Origin of the sequence: Mesorhizobium prunaredense (genome assembly GCF_900156895.1) — a bacterium.
GTDB classification, from domain to species: domain Bacteria; phylum Pseudomonadota; class Alphaproteobacteria; order Rhizobiales; family Rhizobiaceae; genus Mesorhizobium; species Mesorhizobium prunaredense.
In genome coordinates, this window is record NZ_FTPD01000023.1 from 29,499 (window position 1) to 54,390 (window position 24,892).

Genomic DNA, 24,892 nt, shown 5'->3' on the forward strand with positions numbered 1-24,892 from the left:
AACACAATGGCCGACCACAGGTCCGAGAAATCGGCGAAGACCGCCGCCGAGCGGGGCGTTACGAAACCGACCAAACCGCGCAAGGCGACGCCGAAGCCGCAGTCCGGCAAGCAAACGCAGCCGGCACTCCTCGCAGGCGGCAACCCCCAGATCGCGAAGGCTAAAGGCGACGCTCCCGTGCAGGCCTACATCGCGGCCATGCCGGGCTGGAAAAGCGATGTCGGACGGCGTCTCGACGCAATCATCGTGCGCACCGTCCCCGGCGTGCAGAAGGGCGTCAAATGGAACTCGCCGTTTTACGGCATTGAGGGCCAGGGCTGGTTCCTGTCGTTCCATGTGTTCACCCGCTACGTTAAAGTGACCTTCTTCCGGGGCACGTCACTGCGTCCTGTTCCTCCCGGCGAGTCCAAGCACAAGGACGTGCGCTACCTCGACATTTATGAGGACCAGCTCGACGAAGCTCAGTTCGCCGCCTGGGTGACGCAAGCCAGCCAATTGCCAGGCGAGCAACTGTGAGATGCATCGCGAATTAGCCAAGGGCGTCTGCCATCGGAAAGGTGCAACATCGCCGTGATCCCTGATGGTTCTGCCCCGGCTCGCGAGTGCTCTGCGAGCCCATGTCGCCGGTGCGGTGCCGACAATGTTCAACAAGCGCTGCCAAATCGTGCTCCATTTTCGTGTGATCCTCGTTGCAAATCGGGTCTGGAGCGACGAAGATTTCTCCTCGGTGTCGAGAGTCTGTTGCCCGCGCCGGAACGGCAAACGGCTCGTCGTATCGATGCCGTCGTGAGACGCCGGACGCCGACCTGCACAAAGCCACCGGGACCAACCATGACCAAAACGACAACAGCCCTGAAGAAGAGCGGCTCGAAGGAGGGAAAAGGAGGAGACACTCCCTCTCAGTTGATAGATGCGAGAATCAACGAGCTGAGCGATTGGCGGGGCGAGATGCTCGCTCGGATCCGAACCCTCATCAAGCAGGCCGATCCCGAAGTGGTCGAGGAGTGGAAGTGGCGAGGGGTTCCGGTGTGGGAGCACGCCGGAATACTCTGCACCGGTGAGACGTACAAGAATGTCGTCAAGCTGACCTTCGCCAAGGGCGCCTCGCTGGCGGACCCTTCTGGCCTCTTCAACTCCAGCCTCGAAGGCAACACCAGGCGCGCCATCGATATCCATGAGGGCGACACGATCGATGACGAGGCGCTGAAGGCGCTCATTCGCGCCGCCGTGGCACTGAACCTGTCGGTGCGAGCTACCGCCCGCCCCGCCCGCTCTCAGAAACCAAAGAGCGCCTGAGCGCCAATCACATGGGCTGGCGCCTCGCGGTCGCCTCCTCCAATGCCTTATGAGCTCGCTGCAGCGGCAAAATCCTACTGCAGCAGTCCCTTGATGATGCCGCTCGCCTTGGAGAAATCCATCTGGCCCGCGTATTTCTCCTTGAGCACGGCCATAACCTTGCCCATGTCCTTGACGCCGCTGGCGCCGGTCTCGGCGATGGCGGCGCGGATCGCCGTTTCGGTCTCGGCCTGCCCCAGTTGCGTCGGCAGGAAATCGCGGATGATGGCCATCTCGTCGCGCTCCTGCGCGGCAAGCTCCGGCCGCTTGCCGTCGTCGAAAGCCTTGGCCGACTCTTCGCGCTGCTTCACCATCTTGGCCAGTATCTGCAGGATCTCGTCGTTGCTGGCCGGCTCTTTGCCAGCGCCGCGATTGGCGATGTCGCGGTCGTGAATGGCCGCCTGGATCAGCCGCAATGTCGGAAGCCGACGCTTGTCCTGCGCCTTCATCGCGCTCTTCAGGGATTCGCCGATTTTGCCGCGCATGATGCTTTCTCCTTCGAATGCGACGGACAATAGCCGTGCCGAAAGCCCAAGGCAAATTCGACGCCGCCCGGCAAACCGCTGATATTGTTCGACGAAATAAATCGCGCCTGCGGGCGTAGCGTCATTGACCGCTCTGGCGCCTTCCCCTATGTACTGGGCCTTGCATGAACTGAGTTTTTGTTGCGCGCGCTGGCTGCGAAATCGCCGCTGCGCGCGGTTTGCTGCGCAGAATGGTTCGCCGGACCGATTGAAGGGCGCAGCTTTTTAGGAGTGCCGCCATGGCAACGATGACCGCCGCGTCGACCCCCGCTTGGGCCACCGAGGAGCCGACCGCCCTGCTGGTGCTGGCCGACGGCACCGTCATCGAGGGCCGCGGCCTTGGCGCCACCGGCTCCGCCGTCGCCGAAGTCTGCTTCAACACCGCGTTGACAGGCTATCAGGAAATTCTCACCGACCCGTCCTATGCCGGCCAGATCGTCACCTTCACCTTTCCGCATATCGGCAATATCGGCACCAATGACGAGGACATCGAGGATCTCAACCCGGTCGCCCGGGCCGGCGCCGTCGGCGCCGTGTTCAAGGCCGACGTCACCAATCCGTCCAGCTATCGCGCCGCTTCTGGTCTCGACCAATGGCTGAAGAAACGCGGCATCGTGGCGCTTACGGGCATCGACACCCGCGCGCTGACCACGCTGATCCGTGAAAAGGGCATGCCCAACGCCGTCATCGCGCACGCGCCCGACGGCATTTTCGACGTCGACGATCTGAAGCGCCGCGCCGCCGCCTGGTCCGGCCTGATCGGGCTTGACCTGGCCAAGGACGTCACTTCCGGCCAGTCCTCGGTCTGGCGCGAGACGGCCTGGGTCTGGGACGAGGGCTTTGGCGAACAGATCGATCCGTCGATGCATGTCGTCGCCATCGACTACGGCGTCAAGCGCAACATATTGCGCCTGCTCGCTGGCCTGGGCGCCAAGGTCACCGTGGTGCCGGCCAACACCGGCGCCGAGGAGATCCTCGCCATGCGGCCCGACGGCATCTTTCTCTCCAACGGTCCCGGTGATCCGGAAGCCACCGGCAACTATGCCGTTCCGGTCATCCAGGACCTGCTGAAGACCGACATCCCAGTCTTCGGCATCTGCCTCGGCCACCAGATGCTGGCGCTGGCGCTCGGCGGCAAAACCGCCAAAATGCATCAGGGCCATCACGGCGCCAATCATCCGGTCAAGGATCACACCACCGGCAAGGTCGAGATCGTCTCGATGAATCACGGCTTTGCAGTCGACGCCGACTCGTTGCCGAGCGGCGTCGAAGAAACCCATGTCTCGCTGTTCGACGGCTCGAACTGCGGCATCACTCTGACCGGCAGGCCGGTGTTTTCGGTCCAGCATCATCCCGAAGCCTCGCCGGGCCCGCAGGATTCGCATTATCTGTTCCGCCGCTTCGTCAATCTCATCCGCGAAAAGCGCGGCGAGCCGGCGCTGGCGGAGCGCGCCTGATTCAGGTTCGCACCGTCGCGGTCGTGACGTCTTTCACCGCGGCCGGTCTTTCGACCCTGAGCACGAACGCGATCAGCGACAGAGCGAGAAAGATACCGCCGAGCACAAAGGGCGCGCCGCCGAACGTGACCGGCGCGCTTGGGCCGGTGAACCAGGCGAAGATTCCCGTATAAACCAGCGGCGTGATAATACTGGTGATCGAAAACACGCTGGTCATCGCACCCTGCAATTCGCCTTGCGCGGAGGGCGGCACCTTGGCCGCCGCCAGGCTCCGCAGCGGCGGGTCGGCCAGCGCCTCGAGGCAGGTCGCCACGATCACCGCATAGATCATCCAGCCCTTCCACGCCGCGGCATAGCCGAAGGCGGCGAGCGCGGTAAAGGCAAGGCCGATGGCGGCGGTCCGCCATTCGCCGAGCCGTGGGATGACGCGCGGCAGGACAAAACCCATCACCAATGCCCCGCCAAGGCCGAAGACGCCGAGTGAGAAGCCGATCTGCTGCTCGCTCCAGCCGTAGCGGTAGCTGCCGACGAACGACCACACGGCAGGGTACATCATGTGGCCGAGCGTCATCAGGAAGAACACCAGCCCGATCCAGCCGATCCCCTTGTAATTGCGCATCTGCTTCAGGGCGCCGAGAGGATTGGCGCGGCGCCATTCGAAGCGGCGCCGGTGATGCTGCTCCAGCGTTTCCGGCAGAAAGAACCAGCCGACGATGAAGTTCATCAGAGCAAGCACCGCCGCGCCCCAGAACGGCACGCGCGGCCCGAATTCGCCAAGCAACCCGCCCAGCACCGGGCCGATGACGAAACCGACGCCGAAGGCGATGCCAAGCAGGCCGAAATTCTTCGCCCTGTTGTCGTTGGTGCTGACGTCGGCGATGAAGGCGGAGGCGGTCGAATAGCTGGCGCCGCTGATGCCGGCCAGCACCCGACCGATGAACAGGACCCAATAGGACCAGGCCACCGCGCAGATCAGATTGTCGATGGCAAAGGTCAGCACCGAGGCCAGCAGGACCGGACGACGCCCGAAGCGGTCGCTGAGATTGCCGACCAGCGGCGCGAACAGGAACTGCATGGCCGCATAGACGAAGAACAGCCAGCCGCCTTCGATCGCCGCTTCGCTGACACCAACGCCGGTCAGCTCCTGCAGATAGGCTGGCAGCACCGGCATGATGATGCCGATGCCGGTGATGTCGAGCAGCAGCGTGGTGAAAACAAGCGCAAGGCCCCGCCTGGCGGTTTTGGCTTCGATCATGACGGTATCGACTCCTGGAGCCGCCTCGGCGCGAAGGCGGAAGGGTCTTTTATAGGCGAGTCAGCCACACAGAACAATAAGGGAACACGTTAGGAATTTTCATCCTGACATCAACCGTCGACATGAATGCGGCCAAATCGGCATTACCGCCCGCGCTTCAACGATCATTTCGACAGGAAAAGCCCGAACACCTCAGATCGGAGTGTTGAACGTATCGCAATCCGACAGCTTGCCGCTCTTGTAGCCACGCGCCAGCCAGGTCTGCCGCTGCTGCGAGGTGCCATGGTTGAAGCTTTCCGGCACGACATAGCCCTGCATCTTCTTCTGCATCGTGTCGTCGCCGATCTGCTGGGCAGCGTTCAGCGCCTCGTCCATGTCGCCCTGTTCGAGGATTCCCTTCTGCCCGGTGAAATGCGCCCAGACGCCGGCGAAGCAATCGGCCTGGAGCTCGACCTGCACCGACATGTGGTTGGCCTCGGCCTCGCCCATCTGCTGGCGCATCTGGTTGAACTTGGGCAGGATGCCGGTGAGGTTCTGCACGTGATGGCCGACCTCATGCGCGATCACATAGGCCTGGGCAAAATCGCCCGAAGCGCCGAATTGCTGGTCGAGCTGCTGGAAAAAGGTAGTGTCGAGATAGACCTTGCGGTCGCCGGGGCAGTAGAACGGTCCGGCCGCGGAAGAGGCAAAGCCGCAGGCCGAGCGGATCTGGCCGCTGAACAGGACCAGCTTGGGGTCTTCGTAGGACAGGCCCTCGGCCTGGAAAATGCCGGTCCAGGTGTCCTCGGTCTCGGCCAGGACGGTCGAAACGAACTGCTTCATCTCGTCGGAGGCGGGCGCACCGGTGCCCTCCCCGCTGTTGTCGGTGATCTGACCGCCGCCGCCCGGCACCAAGCCGCCGCCGGCCAGGATCTGCAGCGGGTCGATGCCGATGGCCTTCAGCCCGAAATAGAGGACCACGAGAATGATGATGGTCGACAGCGACATTCCGCCGCCGGAGCGGCCGCCGATCGGGATGCGGAGACGGCCGGGGCCGCCGCGCGGCAGGTTGAACCCGCCGCCCTGGCCGCGTTGGTCCTCGACGTTGTCACTTTGACGACGACCTTTCCAGAGCATGGCAACTCCCCGCGATGCACGTATCGGTACTTGCCGATCTCATGGCCCGATCCGACCCAACAAACAATTATCCCAATGGTTGCGCCAAGTCACAGTATTTTTCGCATGAAGGGCCGCAGGCTCTGGGATGGATCGATGCAGACACCCGCGGCTGAGAGCCCTGCCGGCGTTTTTTTTGGTCCTGGACTTGGCGGTCACGCTCAGATCTTCTGCTTGGTGCCGGCGCTCTTGCCGTCCGAGCTTTTCGAACGCTCGTCGAAGCGGGCCGCGCCCTTCTTGAGCGGGCGTCCAGTATCCGCTTCGGTCTTGCGTTCGTCCTTCGCCGCAGCCTGCTTCAATCCCTTGGCCGCTTGCTTGCCCTTCGCTGTCGGTGCCTGTTCAACGCCCATCGTATCCTCCTCGGTCTCGCGCCAATTGCTGGCACGACCTCAAACGCAGCGGCAACGCGGCGGTTCCGGCAGGACTGTCGGCAATGGCGGTAAACTAGGCGTGTCGCGGTCATTGCCTGCGGAACGCTTCAAGCGTCTCGGCGCCGCCGCGGCGAGGCGTCCCGTGCTTGCCGCTCGACATGCGCCGGGGCCCAGAAATTTACCGGCCCTGTCGGACAGGCTTCCGCTCGCACGTCCTTTGGCCGAAATCCGGTCGCAACGGCACGGATGACAAAAAGGGAGAATCCAATGAGGAAGATCACCACCGCGACATTCGTCAGCCTCGACGGCGTCATGCAGGCGCCCGGTGGACCGCAAGAAGACCCGGTCGGCGGCTTCGAATTCGGTGGCTGGACGTTCCATTACTGGGACGACGTCGGGGGCGCCTTTATTGGTGAGACTTTCGCAAAACCCTTCGCGCTGCTCCTCGGCCGCAAGACCTACGACATCTTCGCCGCGCATTGGCCGTACCAGAAAGACGATCCGATCGCCGACCGTTTCAACGCCGTCACCAAATATGTGGCCACCCACCGGCCCGATACGCTGTCGTGGCAAAACAGCCAATCGCTTGGCGACGACGTCGTGGCCACACTGCGCCAGCTCAAGCAGGAGGACGGCCCCGACCTGCTCATCCAGGGTTCGAGCGAGCTGATCCAGACCTTGCTCGCCAACGACCTGATCGACGAGATCAGCCTGCTGACCTTCCCGCTGGTGTTGGGCAAGGGCAAGCGGCTGTTCGGCAGCGGCGCAATCCCGGCGGCTTTCAAGCTGAACCGCTCACAGGCATCGACCACCGGCGTCATCATAGCGAGCTATGAACGTGGCGGTGAGATCAAGACTGGGTCCTTCGCCCAACAACAGCCTTCAGAGGCCGAAATCGAGAGGCGCAAGAACTGGAAATAGGCGACCGCGCATTGCGTTAATAGGGGATGGCCGGGCACCGGCCGTCCCTTTGCAATTTTGCCGATCACGCCGCCTGTTGCCGCCGCGCCAGCCCGTCGCGGATGCAAGCGGCAAATTCCCGCGCCGCCGGCCCGACACCATGCTTCGGCAGGTGCAGATTGATCGAGAAATTCGGCAAGGCTGGAAGCTCCGGATCGGCGGCCAGAATATCAAGGTCGGCCGGCACGGTGGAGGCCAGCCAGGTGGTGACGGCCAGGTCCGAACGCACCGTCGCCGTCGTTGCGTCGAGGTTGCCGTTCTCGAACACGGTCCGCCATTCCAGCCCATGCTCGTTGAGCGCCGCCAGCACCGCTGGGCGGAAGGCGCAGGTGTCGGCCACCATCGAAACCGGCAAAGGCCGCTTGCGCCGGGCTATGCCGCCTTTGGCGCCGACCCAGACCAGCCGGTCGATGGCGAGACATTCGCCGGCGGACGGACCGACCGGTTCCTCGATTACGGCAAGGTCTATCGTGCCAGCTGCCAGGGCCGCCGTAAGCTCCGGCGACGAGGCGCAAACCAGCGAAATCTCGACCTGCGAATAGGTCTCGGCATAGGTCTTCAGCACTGGCGCAAGCATTGTGCCGACAAGGTCGTATGGCACGCCCAACCGCACCTCACCCTCGACCGCGCTGGTCGCCATCTCGGCCCAGATCTCGTCATTCAGGGAGAGCAGGCGCTTGCCCTTACCGAACAGCCGCTCCCCGGAACGGGTCAGTCTCAGGCCGCGCCGATCGCGCTCGAATAGGCTGCAGCCGAGAACCTCCTCCAGCCGCTTGATCTGTTGGCTGACGGCGCCCTGCGTCAGGTGAAGCGCGTTCGCCGCCGCCGTCATGCTGGCCGTGTCGGCGACGGTGACGAAGGTCCGGATCAGGGCCGTGTCGAGATTGCGGATCATGGCTTGTATTATATTCTCTAATGCCAAATATGACAAACATTGCATTTACTGATGCACGCTCATGCTTAGCATGCTGGTTCCCAACAGAGGAAACGGCATGTTTGAGACCATCTTTCCGCTCGTCCTGTTTGCGCTGGTCTCGACTTCCACGCCCGGCATGGCCACGACCTTGTCGACGGCGTCCGGGGCACAGTTCGGCTTTCGCCGCTCTGTTCCGCTGATGGCCGGAAGCGCGGCCGGCCTGGCCACGGTGGCCGCGGCAGGTGCGGCCGGGCTCGCCGGCCTATTGGCGGCGGCTCCGTCCCTGCAGCTGGCGATGAAGATAGCCGGATCGCTCTATCTGATCTGGCTCGCCGTCAAGATCGGCCGCAGCGGCCCACCCAATCTGGACGTGGCCATGGCCAAGCCGAACAGCTTTTTCGGTGGCGCCGGTCTGCAATGGATGAATCCAAAGGGTTGGGCGATGGGATTGGGGGCGGCGGCATCTTTTGCCGCACTCGCCAACGGACCGCTGCAGCTCGCCCTGCTGCTCGGCGCGGTCTTCGGCCTGGCAGCCGCGCTGTCACTGTCGGCGTGGTGCGTAGCCGGCACGCTGCTCGCCCGGTTGCTTAGAACCGAGCGGCAGTGGCGCGTGCTCAACGCAGTGCTTGGCCTGCTGCTGGCCGCCTCGATCATTCCGATGTGGCAGCCAGCATAGATGCGCGATGTTCAGGCGCGTCGCCCTGCAGCGTTTCGAGGACATGGTCGGCAAGGAGCTGGCTGCAAGGCTGCGCACGGCGCTGGATGACATCGCCGCGCTGGATTTTGGTATACCGCCGGCAGCGCCATCAGCCTAAGGCCGCATTCGCTAGGAGTCTGTTTGAAAACTCGCTCTGCCGAGGCGGATGGCGTGGTTTTTCGAGAACCGGAGCGCAGCGGAAATTTGGGTCCGTGAGCACCGGAAGCGGAGAAAACCGCGTCAGGCGTCCGGCAGAGTAGAGTTTGCAACCAGACTCCCAGACTTTATTCGGCCGGCATGGCCACCGCCCGGGCGGACCGGTGGCCGGCCAGCATGACGCCAAGACCCAGGATCGGGAACACCGCTGCGACCAGGCCGAGATCAGCCGGCGCGCCAAAGCGCAGCACCGCGCCGCCGACGACGGCGCCGAGCGCCACGCCGAGATAGAGTGCCGACCCGTTGAGCGACAGCACGATGGGCGCTGCGTCTGGCGCCAGCCTGATGATGCGGCTGGCCTGCGCCGGCGGGAAGGCCCAGCCGACGATGCCCCACGGCACCATCATGGCCATCAGCGCCGGCCCGGCGATGCTGTGCGGCAGGAAGGCCGGAATGACCGAAAGCATCACCAGCATGACCGCACTGAGCGCCAGCGACCAGCTGACGGTGCGCGTCGCGCCGAAGCGGTCGGCGGCCTGCCCGCCGGCAATGTTGCCGATGACGGCGCCAACGCCGAAGGCAAGCAGCATGCCGGGCAGCGCGATCGGGCTCAAGCCGCCGCCTTCGATGGCTAGCGGCGCGACAAAGGCAAAGACCGTGAAGGCGCCGGTGAGCGCCAGCAGCGTGGTCAGCAGGATCGATGGCACGCCGGGGCGAAGCGTTGCGGCCAGCCGCTGCCTGAGCGGCAGTTTGGTGCCGACGATGCCGCGCGGCAGCCGGTACCACAGGATTGCGCCGGCCAGTGCGCCGAGCCCGGCGATGGCAAAGAACGTGCCGCGCCAGCCGGCAACCGTCGCGACAAGCGCGCCGAGCGGTGCGCCGACCGCCACCGCCACCGTGGTGCCGCCAACAACGACGGCAATGGCGCGGGCGCGGTGATGATCATCGACAAGCGCCACGGCCGTCCCCTGCGCCGTCGCCGCAAACAGGCCGGACGACAGCGCCATAACGATGCGCGCGATCAGCAGCAATTCGAAGGAGGAACTGAGCGCCGCCGCCAGATTGCCCAGAACGAAAAACACCAGCGTCCACAAGATGACGCGCCGCCGGTCCCATTCGCCGGTCAGCGTCGCCAGGATCGGTGTGCCAAGCGCATAAGCGAGCGCGAAGGCGGTGATCAGCGTGCCGGCGAGTGGAACGGAGATGCCGGCATCCCCCGCGATGTCGGGCAGCAGGCTGGAGATGACGAAGCCTTCGGTCGCGATCGTGAACGACCCGAGCGCAAGCCAGATGAGGCGCTTGTCCATGAACTTTTCCTTAGTTCAAAAGTTATTGAACAATTGTACATAATGAGGCATGATGTCAATGAGGCCGCCCGAAAATAGCCGAACCCTGCTGACAGCTCTATGTCAGGACAAGGTAGCGGGAGGTGGAAACTTGCTTGCATCCACCAAAAGGAGATGCGTTGAAATCGGCCCTGATTACGCTTAGTTCTCCGGCATGACGCTGCCCCACCCCGCCGCCGACCAGATCAGCCTGCCGAACGTGCTTGCCGTGCTCGGCGATCCCACCCGGCTGGCCATCGTGCGCTATCTCGCCAGCAAGGAAGGCGTGCCGCTGAATTGCAGCCAGTTCCTCGATCTCGGCTCAAAAACCAATCTCAGTTACCACCTGGCCAAATTGCGCGAGGCCGGCGTCACCCGCACCGAGGTCGTCGGCACCAGCCGGCTGATCACGCTGCGCCGCGACGATCTCAATGCCCGCTTTCCGGGCCTGCTCGATAGCGTCATTGCCGCTGCTGTCGACGACCCAGCACTGCCCGCGGTAGGCGCCTCCGAGATCGAAGTCCGCGCCTAACCTAGCAGGACTTGGGTTCCTCGCCCCCGCATAGCAGGGGAGAGGAACCCAAGTCCTGTAGGGCCCGCCCTTTCCCTGCCAGCCATTCGTCAACTCACGGAGCTTCCCATGCGCATTGCCGTTCTCGCCGATATCCACGGCAACGTCCTCGCCCTGGACGCCGTGCTCGACGATCTGCGGCAGCGCGGCGGCGCCGATCTTATTGTCAATCTCGGTGATTGCGTCTCCGGCCCGCTCTGGCCGCGCGAAACCATGGAGCGGCTTGAAGCGCTCGCCCTGCCGACGGTGCGCGGCAACCACGACCGCCGCGTCGCCCGCGATACCGCAGATGAAGCCATGTGGCCGTCCGACCGCTATGCACAGGAACGGCTGACATCGGTCCAGCGTGACGCACTGTTGGCCTTGCCGCTCACGCTGGAGATCGCCCCAGCCGTGACCGCCTTTCATGCCCGACCCGACCATGACGAAAAATACCTGACCGATACGATGGCCGACGGCCGGCTGGTGCGCGCGCCGCTGGTCGCCATCAAGCGGCGGCTGGCCGCGCTCGATCCCGCTTGCCGCATCGTGCTGTGTGGCCACAGCCACCGCAGCGAACTGATCCGTATCCCCGACGGCCCGGTGGTCTTCAATCCGGGCAGCATCGGCTGCCCCGCTTATGGCGACGACACGCCACCGGCGCATGTCTCCGAGCAAGGCTCTCCGCATGCACGCTACGGTATCGTCGAACTGGGTGAGTCGGGCCGCCCCGACCGCTTCGAAGCCATCGCCGTCGACTATGACCATGAGGCGGCAGCGCGGCAGGCCGAACAGGCGGGACGGCCGGAATGGGCCCATGCGCTGCGCACCGGATTTATGTCCGGCTGAACACAACGCGTTCATGTCAGGCTGAACGCGGGACGCGTTCATGTCAGGCTGAACGCGGGACGCGTTCATGCCGCACGCTGAGCTTGCCCATGCCGTGGACCGAACACCATTCCCCAGCCGCATTTTCCGGCTTACATAGCGCCATGTCGTCGCTTATAAAATCGTCGTGGAATGCGGTGGCGATTCGGTGCCTGGCCGCGCCTTCGGAAATGCTTCTATCGCCCACGGCCAAAATGATGAGGCGCACAGTTACGCTCCGGACGACGCTGCTGATTGCCGCCCCTCTCCTGCTGACGGCGCTGCTGCCGGCCAGGGCCGAGGAGGCGCCTTTCGTCTCCATCGTGACCGACCTCGCTCCGGGCGATCTCCTGAACGTCCGCGCCACGGCATCGGCGATGGGCAAGATCAAGGCTCGGCTGCCGAATGGCACGAGCGTCAACAATCTCGGCTGCAACGACGTCAATGGCCATCGTTGGTGCAAGGTCGCAGAAATTGACAACCCGCAACTGGCGGGATGGGCTCCCGCGCGCTACCTGAACCCCGAGAATCCGGCGGCCGTTACGGACATCGAAACGACCGGCGAAAACATGACCGCGGCAGCCGGCGACTCGAACCCGGCAATCGCAGATCAGCCACCGCCGGACCTGACGGCGCGCCTGGACGCGACCGGTCGCGAAGCCACGATGACTGCCGTCGAGGCAATCGGCAGGGCGGCCATCGAGGATGCTTACCGCCTGGCGCTTGCTGCCAGCGAAAATCCTTCGGCCGGCGAGACGCAGGCGCCAGCGGCAGCGGACAAGCGCATCCGCAATCGCGCCGCCAATGCGGCGCCTCCGGCCAACGCGCAAAGTGTTGCGCGGCTGCAGCCGCCAGGCAGGCCCGCGCCGGCGCTGGGTGCCCGCAACGAGATTCCTTGCGCGCGCCATGTCGGCCAGCCGATGACCAGCTGCAAGGCAGGCGTTGTCTACACGGGCGACAAAGCCGAGGTCACCGTGACCTGGCCCGATGGCGGCACCCGCGTCATCAGATTCCAGGCCGGTCGGCCCGCTGGCTCGAACGCATCAGGTGAATTCCGCTACACCCGCGAGGGCAGCCTGAACATGATCCGTGTCGGCGTTTCCGAACGCTTCGAGATTACTGACGCCCTGGCGCTGGGGATTCGTGGCTAAGGGGAATAAGGCAGTAGGGCAGTAGGGCAATATGTTTAAAGGGGGCTCGACCTACTGCCCTACTGCCCTACTGCCCTACTGCCCTACTCGCATTTTAGGGGGTTACATCCGGCAAAACTCTTCCCTATAAGGCCCTCCTAGCCTGATACCAGAATCGCGAGCACAACCGGCCGGGTCTTCCCGTCCGGTTTTTCGTGCAAGCCGCCTGCCAAACGGACCCTCGATATGCCAAGACGCACCGACATCAAGTCGATCCTGATCATCGGGGCCGGCCCCATTGTCATCGGTCAGGCCTGCGAGTTCGACTATTCCGGCACCCAGGCCTGCAAGGCGCTCAAGGAAGAGGGCTTTCGCGTCATCCTGGTCAATTCCAACCCGGCCACCATCATGACCGACCCGGAACTGGCCGACGCCACCTATATCGAGCCAATCACGCCGGAAGTGGTGGCCAAGATCATCGCCAAGGAGCGGCCGGACGCGCTGCTGCCGACCATGGGCGGCCAGACCGCGCTCAACACCGCCCTGTCGCTGCGCCGCATGGGCGTGCTCGAGCGCTACAATGTCGAGATGATCGGCGCCGACGCCACCGCAATAGACAAGGCCGAGGACCGCGCTTTGTTTCGCGAGGCGATGAAGAAGATCGGCCTGGAAACCCCAAAATCGATGCTGGCCAACGCCACCGACGTCAAGAACGCCGACCGCAAGACGCACGAGGCCGAACGCGCCGCGCTGAAGGCCGAGAAGCCCGAAAACCTCGACGCCGCGCTCGACGCGCTGGAAACGCGCTGGAACCTCGGCGAGGGCGACCGCAAGCAGCGCTACATCAGCCATGGCATGGCGATCGCCGCACAGGCGCTCGACCATGTCGGCCTGCCCGCCATCATCCGCCCATCCTTCACCATGGGCGGCACCGGCGGCGGCATCGCCTACAACCGCGCCGAATTCTATGAGATCGTCCAGTCCGGCCTCGACGCCTCGCCGACCACCGAAGTGCTGATCGAGGAAAGCGTGCTCGGCTGGAAGGAGTACGAGATGGAGGTTGTCCGCGACAAGGCCGACAACTGCATCATCGTCTGCTCGATCGAGAACATCGACCCGATGGGCGTGCACACCGGCGACTCGATCACCGTCGCCCCTGCCCTGACCTTGACCGACAAAGAGTACCAGATGATGCGCAACGCCTCGATCGCGGTGCTGCGCGAGATCGGCGTCGAGACCGGCGGCTCCAACGTGCAGTTCGCCGTCAACCCGGCCGACGGGCGCCTGGTGGTGATCGAGATGAACCCGCGCGTCTCCCGCTCCTCCGCACTCGCCTCCAAGGCGACCGGTTTTCCCATCGCCAAGATCGCGGCAAAGCTCGCCGTCGGCTACACGCTGGACGAGCTGGAGAACGACATCACCGGCGGCGCGACGCCGGCCTCGTTCGAGCCGTCGATCGATTACGTCGTCACCAAAATCCCGCGCTTCGCCTTCGAGAAATTCCCTGGCGCTGAGCCGGTGCTGACGACGGCGATGAAGTCGGTCGGCGAGGTCATGGCCATCGGCCGCACTTTTCAGGAATCGCTGCAGAAGGCGCTGCGTGGGCTTGAAACCGGCCTGACTGGTCTGGACGAGATCGAGATCCCCGGCATCGCGCACGGCGCGGCCAGCCACGCCGACGACCGCAACGCCATTCGCGCTGCCCTCGGCACGCCGACGCCCGACCGGCTGCGCATGGTGGCGCAAGCGATCCGCATGGGCACCTCTCTGGAAGACGTGCACGCCATGTGCAAGATCGACCCGTGGTTCCTCGAACAGATCGCCGGCATCCTCAACATGGAAGCCCGCATTCGCGAGCACGGCATTCCCGAAGACGCCGCCAATCTGCGCATGCTGAAGGCGATGGGTTTTTCGGATGCCCGCCTCGCGTCCCTGGTCAGGAAAGACGTCGAAGAGGTTCAAAGCATACGCGAAAAGCTCGACGTTCATCCGGTTTACAAGCGCATCGACACCTGTGCGGCCGAGTTCGCCTCGCCGACCGCCTACATGTACTCGACCTATGAGGTGCCGTTCGCCGGCGCGCTCGCCAACGAGGCGCAAGTCTCGTCGCGAAAAAAAGTCGTCATCCTTGGCGGCGGCCCGAACCGCATCGGCCAGGGCATCGAGTTCGACTATTGCTGCTGCCACGCCGCCTTTGCGCTGCGCGACGCCGGCTTCGAGGCGATCATGGTCAACTGCAACCCGGAGACCGTGTCGACCGACTACGACACCTCGGACCGGCTCTATTTCGAGCCGCTGACGCCGGAGGACGTTTTGGAGATCCTGCGCGCCGAGCAGGCGTCGGGCGAACTGGTCGGCGTCATCGTCCAGTTCGGCGGCCAGACGCCGCTGAAGCTGGCGGATGCGCTGGAGAAGGCCGGCATCCCGATCCTCGGCACGTCGCCCGACATGATCGATCTCGCCGAAGACCGCGACCGCTTCCAGAAGTTGTTGCACAAGCTCGGCCTCAGCCAGCCGAAGAACGGCATCGCCTATTCGGTCGAGCAGGCCCGCCTCGTCGCCGGCGAGCTCGGCTTCCCGCTGGTGGTGCGCCCGTCCTATGTGCTCGGCGGCCGCGCCATGCAGATCATCCACGACGAGAGCATGCTGCAATCCTACCTGCTCGACACCGTGCCCGGCCTGGTGCCGGAGGACATCAAGCAGAAATACCCCAACGACAAGACCGGCCAGATCAACACGCTCTTGGGCAAGAACCCGCTGCTGTTCGACACCTATCTCTCGGGCGCCATCGAGGTCGATGTCGACTGCCTGTGCGACGGCAAGTCGACCTTCGTCTCCGGCATCCTGGAGCACATCGAGGAGGCCGGCATCCATTCGGGCGACAGCGCCTGCTCGCTGCCGGTGCACTCGCTGCCCTCGGAACTCGTCGACGAGCTGGAGCGCCAGACGGCCGCACTTGCCCGCGCGCTCAATGTCGGTGGCCTGATGAACGTGCAGTACGCAATCAAGGACGGCACCGTTTACGTGCTCGAGGTCAACCCGCGCGCGTCGCGCACGGTGCCCTTCGTCGCCAAGACCATCGGCCGCCCCATAGCAAAAATTGCCGCCCGCATCATGGCCGGCGAGAGCCTGGAAGACGCCTTCGCCCATTACGGCGCCATGCCCGACCCGAAAAATCCCGGCCACATCGCGGTCAAGGAAGCAGTGTTCCCCTTCGCCCGTTTCCCCGGCGTCGACATATTGCTCGGGCCGGAAATGCGCTCGACCGGCGAGGTCATGGGCCTCGACCGCGACTTCGCGCTGGCTTTCGCCAAGAGCCAGTTAGGAGCGGGTGTTGATCTCCCCCGCGCGGGCACGCTGTTCGTCTCGGTGCGCGACGAGGACAAGAAGGGCATCCTGCCGGCGGTCAAGCGTCTCGCCGGCCAGGGTTTTAAAGTAATGGCCACATCAGGCACCGCGCGCTTCCTCGCCGAGAACGGCGTCGTCGCCGAGAAAATAAATAAGGTGCTGGAAGGCCGCCCGCACATCGAGGACGCCATCCGCAACCGCCAGGTGCAGATCGTCTTCAACACCACGGACGGCCAGAAGGCGGTGTCGGACTCGAAATCGCTGCGCAGGGCGACGCTGATGCAGAAGGTGCCGTATTACACGACGCTCTCGGGGGCTGCGGCAGTGGCGGAGGCGATCGCGGCGCTAAGGGCGGGGAGCTTGGAGGTCAGGCCGCTGCAGGAGTATTTTGCCTAGGCGATTAGCTGATCTCCCCCCAAGTGGGGGAGATGCCAAGTGCTGGCAAAAAGGGCAGGCCAGAGGGGGGCGCTGTCCCGCGCACGTTGCGGCCATCGCACCGATCTGCCGTCACCCGAGAATGGCCCTCTGCCCGGCTCCGCTAAATCGGTCATCGCCGACGCCGCTCAGTTCAGAAACCCAATGAACCGTCCCGCGAACAGCACCGACGTCCACAGCACCAGCGAGAGCACCGCCAGTACAGAAGCCACCCCGCCGGCGGGCTCGTCGCCACCTTTTGCGTGGCGCATGAAGACCAGAAAATTGGCGCCGGCGAGGAGTATGAGCGTCATCTTGGTGAGAAAAATCGACATCGCCGCATACTCCCTCGCTCTGACTGAAAAGAGCAGCGAGCCGGTGACAAGCGCGCCGGCAAACGCGGTAAATGCGGTGCGGCGCAGCAGCGCGACGAACGCCGCGTAGGGCAGCGAGCGGAAGGCGCCGAGGATCCTGAGGTCCATCAGCCAGACGCTGGTCAGCAGCGCGCCGATCGACATGATGTGGAGCGCATTGAGTATGGGGTAGGCGACGAAGGAGGCCTTCAGCCCCCTTACGATGGCGAGTTGCTCGATGCCGGCGAGGTACCAGTCCATTCAAGCCGGCGGCACGCGGTCGGGATAGACGTCATACGCCTTGCCGTTGACGATGACGCGGGCTGCTTTCATCCACTTCTCGGTCTCGTCGCGCGAGCGGTGGCCGATCGCGGTCACCTCGTCGCCGACTTTTGCGACCTCCTCGGTGAAGCCGGCGGCGATGGTACGCGACGGCGGCGCCAAATCCACCCGCCAGATCTCTCCGTCGGCGTCGACATCCAGCGTGGCGTGCGGATTGCCGATATAGACGGCCGTGATCTTGCCCCGGAGTTCGAAAAACCCATCCTGGGTCCACGACCAGCCGTGATGGGCATAGGCTGCGGTGGCGGCGACAATCATCACTGCCGCTGTCAGCGTGACGCTCCGAATGCGGTTGAAAGGTGACTGCATTGCTCGCCTCCTCGGCTCATCCCGCCAATCGAGAGTAGGTCGCGGCGCGGCAACGTCAAATCACATCGGTGCGAAGGGCATCGGCCACGCGATCGATTGTCGAAGCCGGCGCGCCGCCCCTCATCGCCCTGCCGGGCACCCCACGTCAAACATTCCGCAGCAGGCGCCGCCGGCGAAGCTGCCGATCTCCCCCTTGCGGGGGAGATGCCCGGCAGGGCAGAGGGGGGTGCTGTCCTGGGTGCTGTCCCTCCGACCTGTCAACCGATTATAGCCACGCCCTCAGGCTGTTTCGGGTTGGGAATGGGTTAAAATCGAGCGTTGGCGATCCTTCCCACCCCCTCTGTCCTGCCGGACATCTCCTCCGCAAGGGGGGAGATTGGATGCCGCGTCGGCCTTCGCCAACCACCAACGCTGGAAGGCAGGTCGATGAGCGACAGCGCCAACATGAAGCGATTGCCCTGCGGAATGAACGGTCCGGTCTTGCTTATGACATCCATGCGCGCCATGTTCGGCCCCCACCCGCTGCCCTTCTTCTCCATTGAACGAAGGTCGGAGACTCACATCTGAACGAGGCAAATGATGAGCAGTATGAGAGACCGTCAGGAAGGCTTCGAAAAGAAGTTTGCGATGGACGAGGACACGAAGTTCAGGGCCATGGCGCGCCGCAACAAGCTGCTCGGCCTATGGGCCGCCGAAAAGCTCGGCAAATCCGGTGAGGATGCCGACGCCTATGCGAAAGAGGTGGTGCGCGCAGACTTCGAAGAGGCCGGGGACGACGACGTGTTGCGCAAGCTACGCGCCGATTTCGACGCGGCGGGCGTCGCCCAGTCGGATGTTCAGATTCGCAGCGTCATGAACGACCTGCTGGCGACGGCGGTCGAGCAGATCAAAAACACCTGATAGCGCCAGCCTGGACTATTTTTGCAGCCAGGTGGAGTCACTTGGCGTAGCAGAAATGCAGCTAAAACAAACAGCTAGAGCGGGATGCCAAGTTCTGTCGAACGCATCCCGCTCTAGCTGTGGGCGGCCACCAGATCCTTTATGCGCTCTTCGTGCATCCGCAGCGTCGGTAGTATTTTCTTGGCGAATTCCTTCAGCGCCGGGTCTTCGCCCGACTGCGCATAGGTTGAAAACAGCGCCAGCGCCTGCTTGTGCGCCTCGGTCTGCAGGAGGATGTATTTCGCCTGGAATTCATCGCCATCGAGGTTCTTGAGCTGGTCGAGCATCGCCTGGTCTTTCGGCAGCAAAGCCGGGCCGCTCGCTGTCACCGAGGCCGTGATCTGGCTCTGTTCGAGAGCTGCCTTGAAATCCTCGCCGGCCTTGGTGTGATCCTTGACCATCAGCGCGGCGAAATCCTTCACATCGGCGGCGACATTCTTTTGTTCGGCCAGCTTGCTGCTTTCAATCTCGAACCGGTTGGCGCTGGGGACGGTTCTGGAGAAGGTCTCGGTGTCGATCTTGGTTTGGCCGACAGCAGGTATATCGGCCGGCGTGGCGGATTGGGCGAAGGCCGCCGGCGCGCCGGCCAGCAAGGCGACCATGGCAAGCGTGATATGCGTTTTCACAGGAAATCTCCCTATTGGTGTCCTCCGAGGCCCAACGCGGTAGATGCAGTGAGGTTGCGCGGAGATTGGAGCGCCCACCCTTCTCCAAAGGGGAGAAGGGAAGGCCCACTCAGTGGCAGCACACGCCGTTATACTGCAACTGCTCGTCCCAGTTCGGCCGGCCCTCCGGCGTGAAATCCATCAGGTTCCACAAGGGCTCGCAAGTGCCGACGGCGCGCGGATCCTGGCCGGGTTCGGACGGCGCGAAGCCAAGCTCCGAACTCCAGAAATGGCGGATGCCGTCGGCGTCGCGATGGAACACCGACAGCATCGGAAGTTGCGCGCCGTCGTCGGCCTCGGCGTGGTAGTCGCGCTTGAAGCTGTTGCCGGCCGACGAGAGCAGCCGCATGTTCGTCCAGCCGCGATCGCGGCCAAGCGTGATCAGGTTTTCAAGCGCGGTCTTACCCACCACGGCGAAATTGAAGCCGGCGGCCTCGAGATGGGCAGTGGCGCCGTCGAGCTGGTCGAGCAGCGCCGTGCAGGACGGGCATGGCTGGTCGGCTCGCGCGAGCTTGGCCGTGCCGCCGCTTGTTGCCACGTCGCGCGTCTCCTGCGGGTGGCGCGGAAACATCATCGAGTAGACGATCAGCGTGTCCTTGCCAGGCGAAAACAGCTCAGACAGTTTTATCCGGGCCGGCTTGCCATCGTCGCCAAGCCCGTCGAACACATAGTCCTCAGGCACCAGCCCGCCCGGCGGCAGCCCACGGCGGGCGACCGCCACATCCTCCATGACGCGGCGCAGCTCGATCTCCTTCTGCAAGAGGGTTTCGCGGGCGGCACGATATTCAGCGGATTCATTGGGAAAGGTGATCATCGTCGTCTCCATCAGCCGTGCTTGTGGCCGCGCGCCCCGTACACGGCGACGCGCCTTGCCTCTTAAGGACGCATCGCGAAGCAGGGTTCCGACATTTTTCACGCCTAGCCCGGCGATAAGGCCTTAACGGCTCCGCCTTCGCTAGCGACAGAGGCTACTGCGGTGGCACTGGGCAGTTCGTATCGCCCTCCTGGCAGTTGAGATAGCCCTGAAAGTCCTTCAGCCTGATGTTGGTGAGGCTCTCCTTGCAGCCGGCGATGACCATCGGATACATGCTGCCTGCCATATCGGGCGGGCCGCCCTGGAATGCGCATTCGGCATCGCGAAACGCGACCCAGGCGCGCTGCGCGCCGACCAGCAGGTTCTTCGTCGCAGCGTCGTCCTGCAGCCGGCCCTCGATCTGCCTGTAGGCGTGGTTGAGCTTCTTGTCGGCTTCGGTGAACGACTTGCCGGCGCATTCGTTCATGGCCGCCTGGTCCTGTGCGTCGGCGCAATCGTCGGCACGCGCGACGCCCGCAAGAAGCGGAAGGGCGAGGATCACCAGACCGGTTTTGGCCAGACCGGTTTTGGCCGGACCGGTTTTGAAATGTAAAAGCCGCATCGTGTTTCTCCGGTTTCGGTCGAGACCCCGCCCGCGGCACGAAAGCCGCAGGATCGCAGCTTAACTTCCGAACGGTTGCCGGCAAGATGCAGCCTGCCGCCTTGGTGGACACTTCGTTTCCGCACAATGCTCGCTGATCGACTTCGCCAACCGCTCCTCACCCCGCCCAGTCGACTTCGAACATCCCCAGCCGCTCGTAAAGCCTGACGGCGGCAGCATTCTCAACCGTGTTGGTTTTGAGATCGACATGCGCAGCGCCCCGTGCGTGAAAGGCGGTGAAGACGTGCCACATCAGCGCCTCGGCGATGCCTCGGCCGCGCGCCTCGGGGTGGACGGCAAGGTCTTTGACGAACGCTCTCGTCCAGCACAGTGCCGCCCCCGCCAGCCGACCCTTGCTGTCGATAACCAGGAAACACAAGCAAGGGTCGAATTCCGCGTCGCTTGAAATGCGCGGCCACCATTCGTCGAACGGCCCGTCGGCGCCATCGTCGAAGACGGTGGTCAGCAGCGCATGCAAAGCGAGCGCGTCGGCGGCCTCAAAACCGCGCATGACAAAACCTTCCGGCCAGCGCGGCGGGGCAAGCGTGTCATCGAGGATCTTGCGCAGCCTTATGTCGTTCGGCGCCGGCGGGCGCGGCTCAGGCATGGCGTTCAGGCATCGGGCTGGAGGCGACGCCGACTGCGGTCGCGGCCTAGGCCGGTTTGTTCCAGCATGCCCTTGCGCTTGGCGTCGTAATAATAGCCGCTCTGGTAGAGCCGATCGGCGCGCTTGGCGTTGCCGCCGGCCACCAGCCAGGCGCCGCGCAAATATTTCACCGCATATTTCAGATTGGTCTCGGCATCGAACAACCCGCTCGCCGGCCCGTCATAGCCCATGCCGCGCGCCGTCGCATGCTTGATCTGCATCAGCCCCCAATGGCCGCGATTGTAGGCCTTGGGATTGAAGGTGCTCTCGCGCTTGACGACGCGGCGCACCAGATCGGCCGGAACCTGATAGAGGACGGCATATTTCTCGATCAGCCGCTCGATCTCGCCGCGCGGTCCCGCGGAATACTCTTTGGCAGGGCTGGTCGAAAGCAGGGCAGACTGATTCCCGGGCACGATGTAGGCGGCCTGCTGAACGCCGGGCATCGTCTTGCCTGTCTCGCCGGTGACCGGCATCGCTACGGCGGCGGTCGCATAGACAGGCGCTGTGCCGGCTGGCGCGGCATCGGCAGTCATGGCTGCAGGTGCAGTTGCGGCCAACGGGGTCGGGCCGGCAAAGGCGGCTGGCTGGGCAGGCGTCGCGGCGGGATCGACGGCCAGCGCCGAGGTCTGGACGGGCGTGACGCCGGACGATTCCGACAGCACCGAAACCGTGTCGGGCAGCGCCAGCGCATAGCCGGCATCGCTACCAGCTGCGGCGGTTTCAGTCAGGGAAGGCACGGCCTTGGTCTGCGCGGTCGAAGTGCAGCCGCTGAGACCGGCCGCAGCGAGCATCACGCCGATCGCGGGAAAGATGATTTTTGCTGGCAAGCCGCGCTCGGGGTCCGGTTCGTCTGTTAAGAAGTCCTTACACCAGCGGCTTTCCTCCGGCAATCCGCAGCCAGTTGGGATCTCGAATGGTTTTCGGGTGGCAACAGACCCCTGAAAATGCGATATCTCGTTCTCGATATGTACTGGATTGCCATTCGTTCCTTCGGAAAGGAGCACATCATGGAAAGCACCTCTCAAGCCATCGCCGGCCACGCGGTCTTCGAAACCGTGATCGGCTTCATGGGCATCGCCTGGAGCGATGTCGGATTGACCCGGCTCTGCTTGCCCCAGCGCAGCCGCGACGCGGTGGAACGGCGGCTGCTGCGCCATGCCGGCAACGCCGCTTCGAGCGCCCGACCGCAATGGGTTGCCGAGCTGATCGCGTCGATAAAGGCCTATGCCGCCGGCGAGGACGTGGATTTCTCCGGTGTGCCGGTCGATCTCACCGGTGTCGACGATTTCCGCCTCGCAATCTACGACGCGGCGCGCAAGCTCGCCTTCGGCGAAACCACCACCTATGGCGAACTGGCCAAGCGCGCCGGCCATGCCGGGCTGGCGCGAGAGACGGGCGCCGCGCTCGGCGCCAACCCGGTGCCGCTGGTCATCCCTTGCCACCGCATTCTTGCCGCCGGCGGCAAGATCGGCGGTTTTTCAGCGCCGGGCGGCTCGACCACCAAGGAGAAGATGCTGGCGATCGAAGGCGTGCGCGTCGGTCCGCCGCCGCCGGCGCAGGTTTCATTCGGCTTCTAGGGTGTGACCTGAATCTCGACACACCTCGGCGCAGATCTCGAAGACCTAGTTCGGAAAGATGCGCCGGCGGAAATGCCGGTCTGTTTCCACGCGCTTGCACTTGTAGACGATGCAGGAGTTGGTATCGGCGCTCGGCACCGAAGCGCGTGCCCTGACCTCGCCCATGTCACAGAAACTCTGGCTCCGCACATAACGGTCGTAGAACGGCAGCCCCGGCGTGCGCGTCGACTGATAACGCAGGATGACGGCGCCTTCCCGTGCAATCGTCGCGCGCACCGTGCCGCAGCTCATGCGGCTCGGGTCATAGCGCGAGATCGCCTGCGCCTCGGCGGCGACCAGCGTCAGGCAGGCGGCAAACAGGACAGTTTTCATGGTCCTCTCCCCAAACAGGACCGGACGCTCGGAGGCGGCACGATGCTTCCCCGCAGCGTGCGCGATAGGCCATGCGACCCGGCGCAACGCCAGACGTTGCAACGCTTTCACGCGATTGGGGCGGCCATTGGGCAGCGCCGCATCAGCGCCTTTTTTCGTGCAGTCTTGTTTTTTGCGGAGAAGCGGGCTATATGAGGTCCATTGATATTTCGGCCGATCGATCCGGGCCTCGCGATATTCGCGTTTGCTGACGTCTATCTCCAAAATCTCGATACAAACCGGCTGGACTTCGGTTCAGTCAAGCTAAAGCAAACGTATAAGGACTATCGAAATGGCAACAGGTACGGTCAAGTGGTTTAATTCCACCAAGGGTTTCGGCTTCATCCAGCCTGACAGCGGCGGCGCGGACGTTTTCGTCCACATCTCCGCAGTCGAGCGCGCTGGGCTGTCGACCCTGGTCGAAGGCCAGAAGATCAACTTCGAGATCGAGCAGGACCGCCGCACTGGCAAGTCGTCCGCTGGATCTCTGAGCAAGGCAGCCTGATTTTGCGAATGGCGCGCGCCGGGCGATAGCTCGGGGCGCGCGGCAAGTCACGGATGTACTGACGGTCGCGCGAGAAGCGCGCCGGAGCGGAAAGAACCGACAAGCCGAAGCAGCAGATTGCTGCCGGCCCGGCCAAAGCGCTCCCGATCAGGCTACCAAGCATGGGAAGGCGGGATTTTGTCCCGCCTTTTTGCTATCCGGATTTTAGACGCCGACAATTGGCGAAACCGGCGCTGGCGGCGTCCTTCTCCCTGTCACTATACGGGGAGAAGTGCCCGGCAGGGCGATGAGGGGCAGCGCGACGCATCAGGATTAGCTACCCATCGCAGAGCCAAGCACGACATTGCGATAGAGGCTGGCGCCGCCCCTCATCTGGCTGCCGCCATCTTCTCCCCGTATAGTGACGGGGAGAAGGACGCTTTCGCCGAAGATTTCGCCAACCGTCGACGTCGCTCGGAACATCGGAGAACTGTGCTAACGAACAGTTGGACAGCTGCTCTTTCCATGCCGGGCAACGTCTCCGATGGACTGGTAACTCAACCCAGCCACTCCATCGGCACATGCCCAGGATCAGTCTCGACCCGTTTCAGCCAGGCCGCCACCGCCGGGTAGGCGTCGAGTTGAAAACCGCCCATCTCGGCCGTATGCGTATAGGCGTAGAGCGCGATGTCGGCGACGCTCAACGCCTCGCCGGCAAAGAACGCACTGCCCGCCAGATGCTTGTTCATCACGCCGAGCGCCTTGTTGCCGCGCTCCAGCGTAACCGCCAGCCGTTCCGGTGTCGCGTCCTTGGCCCGTTCGGGAAAGGTCAGCAGCGCCTTGCGCACCGCGATATAGGGTTCGTGGCTGTATTGCTCGAAGAACAGCCATTGGTAGGCCAGTGCCCGTTCGTATTTGTCGGCCGGCAGCAACCGCGTGCCTTCGGCGAGATAGAGCAGAATGGCATTGGATTCGGCAAGCCGCCGGCCGTCGTCGAGCTCGAGCAGCGGCACCATGGCGTTCGGGTTCTTGGCGACATAGTCTGGCTTGCGCGTGTCGCCGGTGTGCGAGCTGACTTCGACATTGGTGAAAGGGATGCCGAGCTTGGCCATCAACAGGCGCGGCTTGTAGCAATTGCCGCTGTCGATCATTCCATAGAGTATGGTCATTGGTGCTCCCATCGCCGCTCCCCCCTCGGCGGAGCCGTCTTTACCGGCAATTATCCCGGCAGCGGCGGCTTCATCCAGTG

The 24,892-nt window shown here is 63.9% G+C and carries 29 protein-coding genes; 13 read left to right on the forward strand and 16 right to left on the reverse strand.

Translation table 11 applies throughout. From position 1 onward, the window contains the following. The first annotated feature begins 6 nt into the window (after nt 1–6). Together BQ8794_RS17790 and BQ8794_RS17800 are read left to right on the forward strand one after the other, a co-directional pair. The gene (locus BQ8794_RS17790; protein WP_077379822.1) at nt 7–516 is read left to right on the forward strand and encodes a DUF1801 domain-containing protein; all 510 of its coding nucleotides are present in this window, start codon (nt 7–9) and stop codon (nt 514–516) included. 315 nt (nt 517–831) lie between these two features. After that, on the forward strand, nt 832–1,296 hold the full coding sequence (locus tag BQ8794_RS17800; protein WP_077379826.1) for a DUF1801 domain-containing protein: 465 nt from the start codon (nt 832–834) through the stop codon (nt 1,294–1,296). A gap of 74 nt (nt 1,297–1,370) precedes the next feature. On the opposite strand, the gene BQ8794_RS17805 is transcribed toward BQ8794_RS17800, so the two are convergent. Further along, nucleotides 1,371–1,820: a GatB/YqeY domain-containing protein gene (locus tag BQ8794_RS17805; RefSeq protein ID WP_077380383.1), complete on the reverse strand. Its 450-nt coding sequence runs from the start codon at nt 1,818–1,820 to the stop codon at nt 1,371–1,373. Nucleotides 1,821–2,098: 278 nt separating this feature from the next. Between BQ8794_RS17805 and carA the strand changes: the two genes are divergently transcribed. Continuing rightward, on the forward strand, nt 2,099–3,316 hold the full coding sequence (gene carA / locus BQ8794_RS17810) for a glutamine-hydrolyzing carbamoyl-phosphate synthase small subunit (protein ID WP_077379828.1): 1,218 nt from the start codon (nt 2,099–2,101) through the stop codon (nt 3,314–3,316). Nucleotide 3,317: 1 nt separating this feature from the next. Here carA and BQ8794_RS17815 read toward each other — a convergent pair whose 3' ends face one another. The 3 genes from BQ8794_RS17815 to BQ8794_RS17825 all read right to left on the reverse strand — a co-directional run bounded on the left by BQ8794_RS17815 (nt 3,318) and on the right by BQ8794_RS17825 (nt 6,076). After that, entirely contained in the window at nt 3,318–4,571 is a 1,254-nt protein-coding gene (locus BQ8794_RS17815) for a TCR/Tet family MFS transporter (protein ID WP_077379830.1), read from the reverse strand. Nucleotides 4,572–4,763: 192 nt separating this feature from the next. After that, a complete protein-coding gene (gene ypfJ, locus BQ8794_RS17820; protein ID WP_077379832.1) occupies nt 4,764–5,687 on the reverse strand; it encodes a KPN_02809 family neutral zinc metallopeptidase in 924 nt (307 codons plus the stop codon). 200 nt (nt 5,688–5,887) lie between these two features. Then, the gene (locus BQ8794_RS17825; RefSeq protein WP_077379834.1) at nt 5,888–6,076 is read right to left on the reverse strand and encodes a hypothetical protein; all 189 of its coding nucleotides are present in this window, start codon (nt 6,074–6,076) and stop codon (nt 5,888–5,890) included. 288 nt (nt 6,077–6,364) lie between these two features. On the opposite strand from BQ8794_RS17825, the gene BQ8794_RS17830 reads away from it, so the two are divergent. Further along, on the forward strand, nt 6,365–7,018 hold the full coding sequence (locus tag BQ8794_RS17830) for a dihydrofolate reductase family protein (RefSeq protein ID WP_077379836.1): 654 nt from the start codon (nt 6,365–6,367) through the stop codon (nt 7,016–7,018). A gap of 64 nt (nt 7,019–7,082) precedes the next feature. On the opposite strand, the gene BQ8794_RS17835 is transcribed toward BQ8794_RS17830, so the two are convergent. Then, nucleotides 7,083–7,952: a LysR family transcriptional regulator gene (locus BQ8794_RS17835; RefSeq protein ID WP_077379838.1), complete on the reverse strand. Its 870-nt coding sequence runs from the start codon at nt 7,950–7,952 to the stop codon at nt 7,083–7,085. Between the two features lie 97 nt (nt 7,953–8,049). Here BQ8794_RS17835 and BQ8794_RS17840 point away from each other — a divergent pair, with 97 nt between their 5' ends. Further along, nucleotides 8,050–8,649 carry a LysE family translocator gene (locus BQ8794_RS17840; protein WP_077380384.1) on the forward strand — a complete coding sequence of 200 codons (600 nt, stop codon included), beginning with the start codon at nt 8,050–8,052 and terminating at the stop codon, nt 8,647–8,649. Between the two features lie 7 nt (nt 8,650–8,656). Beyond that, nucleotides 8,657–8,788: a hypothetical protein gene (locus BQ8794_RS37065; protein WP_280174604.1), complete on the forward strand. Its 132-nt coding sequence runs from the start codon at nt 8,657–8,659 to the stop codon at nt 8,786–8,788. A 166-nt stretch (nt 8,789–8,954) separates the two neighbouring features. Here the strand turns inward: BQ8794_RS37065 and BQ8794_RS17850 are convergent, their stop codons facing one another. After that, complete coding sequence (locus BQ8794_RS17850; protein WP_077379840.1) at nt 8,955–10,133, reverse strand: MFS transporter; 1,179 nt, start codon at nt 10,131–10,133, stop codon at nt 8,955–8,957. Between the two features lie 193 nt (nt 10,134–10,326). Here BQ8794_RS17850 and BQ8794_RS17855 point away from each other — a divergent pair, with 193 nt between their 5' ends. The 4 genes from BQ8794_RS17855 (at nt 10,327) to carB (ending at nt 16,442) form a co-directional block, all read left to right on the forward strand. Then, on the forward strand, nt 10,327–10,683 hold the full coding sequence (locus tag BQ8794_RS17855) for an ArsR/SmtB family transcription factor (RefSeq protein ID WP_077379841.1): 357 nt from the start codon (nt 10,327–10,329) through the stop codon (nt 10,681–10,683). Nucleotides 10,684–10,791: 108 nt separating this feature from the next. Continuing rightward, complete coding sequence (locus BQ8794_RS17860; protein ID WP_077379843.1) at nt 10,792–11,550, forward strand: metallophosphoesterase family protein; 759 nt, start codon at nt 10,792–10,794, stop codon at nt 11,548–11,550. Between the two features lie 236 nt (nt 11,551–11,786). Then, nucleotides 11,787–12,719, forward strand: a complete 933-nt coding sequence (locus tag BQ8794_RS17865; RefSeq protein WP_077380385.1) for an SH3 domain-containing protein — start codon at nt 11,787–11,789, stop codon at nt 12,717–12,719. A 225-nt stretch (nt 12,720–12,944) separates the two neighbouring features. Then, a complete protein-coding gene (gene carB, locus BQ8794_RS17870; RefSeq protein WP_077379845.1) occupies nt 12,945–16,442 on the forward strand; it encodes a carbamoyl-phosphate synthase large subunit in 3,498 nt (1,165 codons plus the stop codon). A gap of 167 nt (nt 16,443–16,609) precedes the next feature. On the opposite strand, the gene BQ8794_RS17875 is transcribed toward carB, so the two are convergent. From BQ8794_RS17875 to BQ8794_RS17885, 3 genes are all read right to left on the reverse strand, one after another. After that, entirely contained in the window at nt 16,610–17,074 is a 465-nt protein-coding gene (locus tag BQ8794_RS17875; protein ID WP_077379847.1) for a DUF6644 family protein, read from the reverse strand. Beyond that, nucleotides 17,075–17,464: a DUF6152 family protein gene (locus BQ8794_RS17880; protein WP_077379849.1), complete on the reverse strand. Its 390-nt coding sequence runs from the start codon at nt 17,462–17,464 to the stop codon at nt 17,075–17,077. Between the two features lie 305 nt (nt 17,465–17,769). Beyond that, complete coding sequence (locus BQ8794_RS17885; protein WP_077379850.1) at nt 17,770–18,003, reverse strand: hypothetical protein; 234 nt, start codon at nt 18,001–18,003, stop codon at nt 17,770–17,772. Nucleotides 18,004–18,043: 40 nt separating this feature from the next. Here BQ8794_RS17885 and BQ8794_RS17890 point away from each other — a divergent pair, with 40 nt between their 5' ends. After that, nucleotides 18,044–18,364, forward strand: coding sequence for a DUF1476 domain-containing protein (locus tag BQ8794_RS17890; protein ID WP_077380386.1), 321 nt, complete (start codon nt 18,044–18,046; stop codon nt 18,362–18,364). A 113-nt stretch (nt 18,365–18,477) separates the two neighbouring features. Here the strand turns inward: BQ8794_RS17890 and BQ8794_RS17895 are convergent, their stop codons facing one another. From BQ8794_RS17895 to BQ8794_RS17915, 5 genes are all read right to left on the reverse strand, one after another. Beyond that, on the reverse strand, nt 18,478–19,029 hold the full coding sequence (locus BQ8794_RS17895) for a DUF4142 domain-containing protein (protein ID WP_077379852.1): 552 nt from the start codon (nt 19,027–19,029) through the stop codon (nt 18,478–18,480). A gap of 109 nt (nt 19,030–19,138) precedes the next feature. Further along, a complete protein-coding gene (locus BQ8794_RS17900; protein WP_077380387.1) occupies nt 19,139–19,882 on the reverse strand; it encodes a DUF899 family protein in 744 nt (247 codons plus the stop codon). Between the two features lie 154 nt (nt 19,883–20,036). Next, nucleotides 20,037–20,483: a lysozyme inhibitor LprI family protein gene (locus tag BQ8794_RS17905; RefSeq protein ID WP_077379854.1), complete on the reverse strand. Its 447-nt coding sequence runs from the start codon at nt 20,481–20,483 to the stop codon at nt 20,037–20,039. A gap of 157 nt (nt 20,484–20,640) precedes the next feature. Then, a complete protein-coding gene (locus BQ8794_RS17910) occupies nt 20,641–21,129 on the reverse strand; it encodes a GNAT family N-acetyltransferase (RefSeq protein WP_077379855.1) in 489 nt (162 codons plus the stop codon). A 5-nt stretch (nt 21,130–21,134) separates the two neighbouring features. Beyond that, nucleotides 21,135–21,998 carry a lytic transglycosylase domain-containing protein gene (locus tag BQ8794_RS17915; protein WP_143744605.1) on the reverse strand — a complete coding sequence of 288 codons (864 nt, stop codon included), beginning with the start codon at nt 21,996–21,998 and terminating at the stop codon, nt 21,135–21,137. Nucleotides 21,999–22,178: 180 nt separating this feature from the next. Here BQ8794_RS17915 and BQ8794_RS17920 point away from each other — a divergent pair, with 180 nt between their 5' ends. Next, nucleotides 22,179–22,748 carry a methylated-DNA--[protein]-cysteine S-methyltransferase gene (locus BQ8794_RS17920; protein WP_077380388.1) on the forward strand — a complete coding sequence of 190 codons (570 nt, stop codon included), beginning with the start codon at nt 22,179–22,181 and terminating at the stop codon, nt 22,746–22,748. 45 nt (nt 22,749–22,793) lie between these two features. Here the strand turns inward: BQ8794_RS17920 and BQ8794_RS17925 are convergent, their stop codons facing one another. Beyond that, a complete protein-coding gene (locus tag BQ8794_RS17925; RefSeq protein WP_077380390.1) occupies nt 22,794–23,120 on the reverse strand; it encodes a hypothetical protein in 327 nt (108 codons plus the stop codon). Between the two features lie 331 nt (nt 23,121–23,451). On the opposite strand from BQ8794_RS17925, the gene BQ8794_RS17930 reads away from it, so the two are divergent. Then, on the forward strand, nt 23,452–23,664 hold the full coding sequence (locus BQ8794_RS17930; protein WP_023678332.1) for a cold-shock protein: 213 nt from the start codon (nt 23,452–23,454) through the stop codon (nt 23,662–23,664). 536 nt (nt 23,665–24,200) lie between these two features. On the opposite strand, the gene BQ8794_RS17935 is transcribed toward BQ8794_RS17930, so the two are convergent. Beyond that, nucleotides 24,201–24,812 carry a glutathione S-transferase family protein gene (locus BQ8794_RS17935; RefSeq protein WP_077380391.1) on the reverse strand — a complete coding sequence of 204 codons (612 nt, stop codon included), beginning with the start codon at nt 24,810–24,812 and terminating at the stop codon, nt 24,201–24,203. Nucleotides 24,813–24,892: the final 80 nt, after the last annotated feature.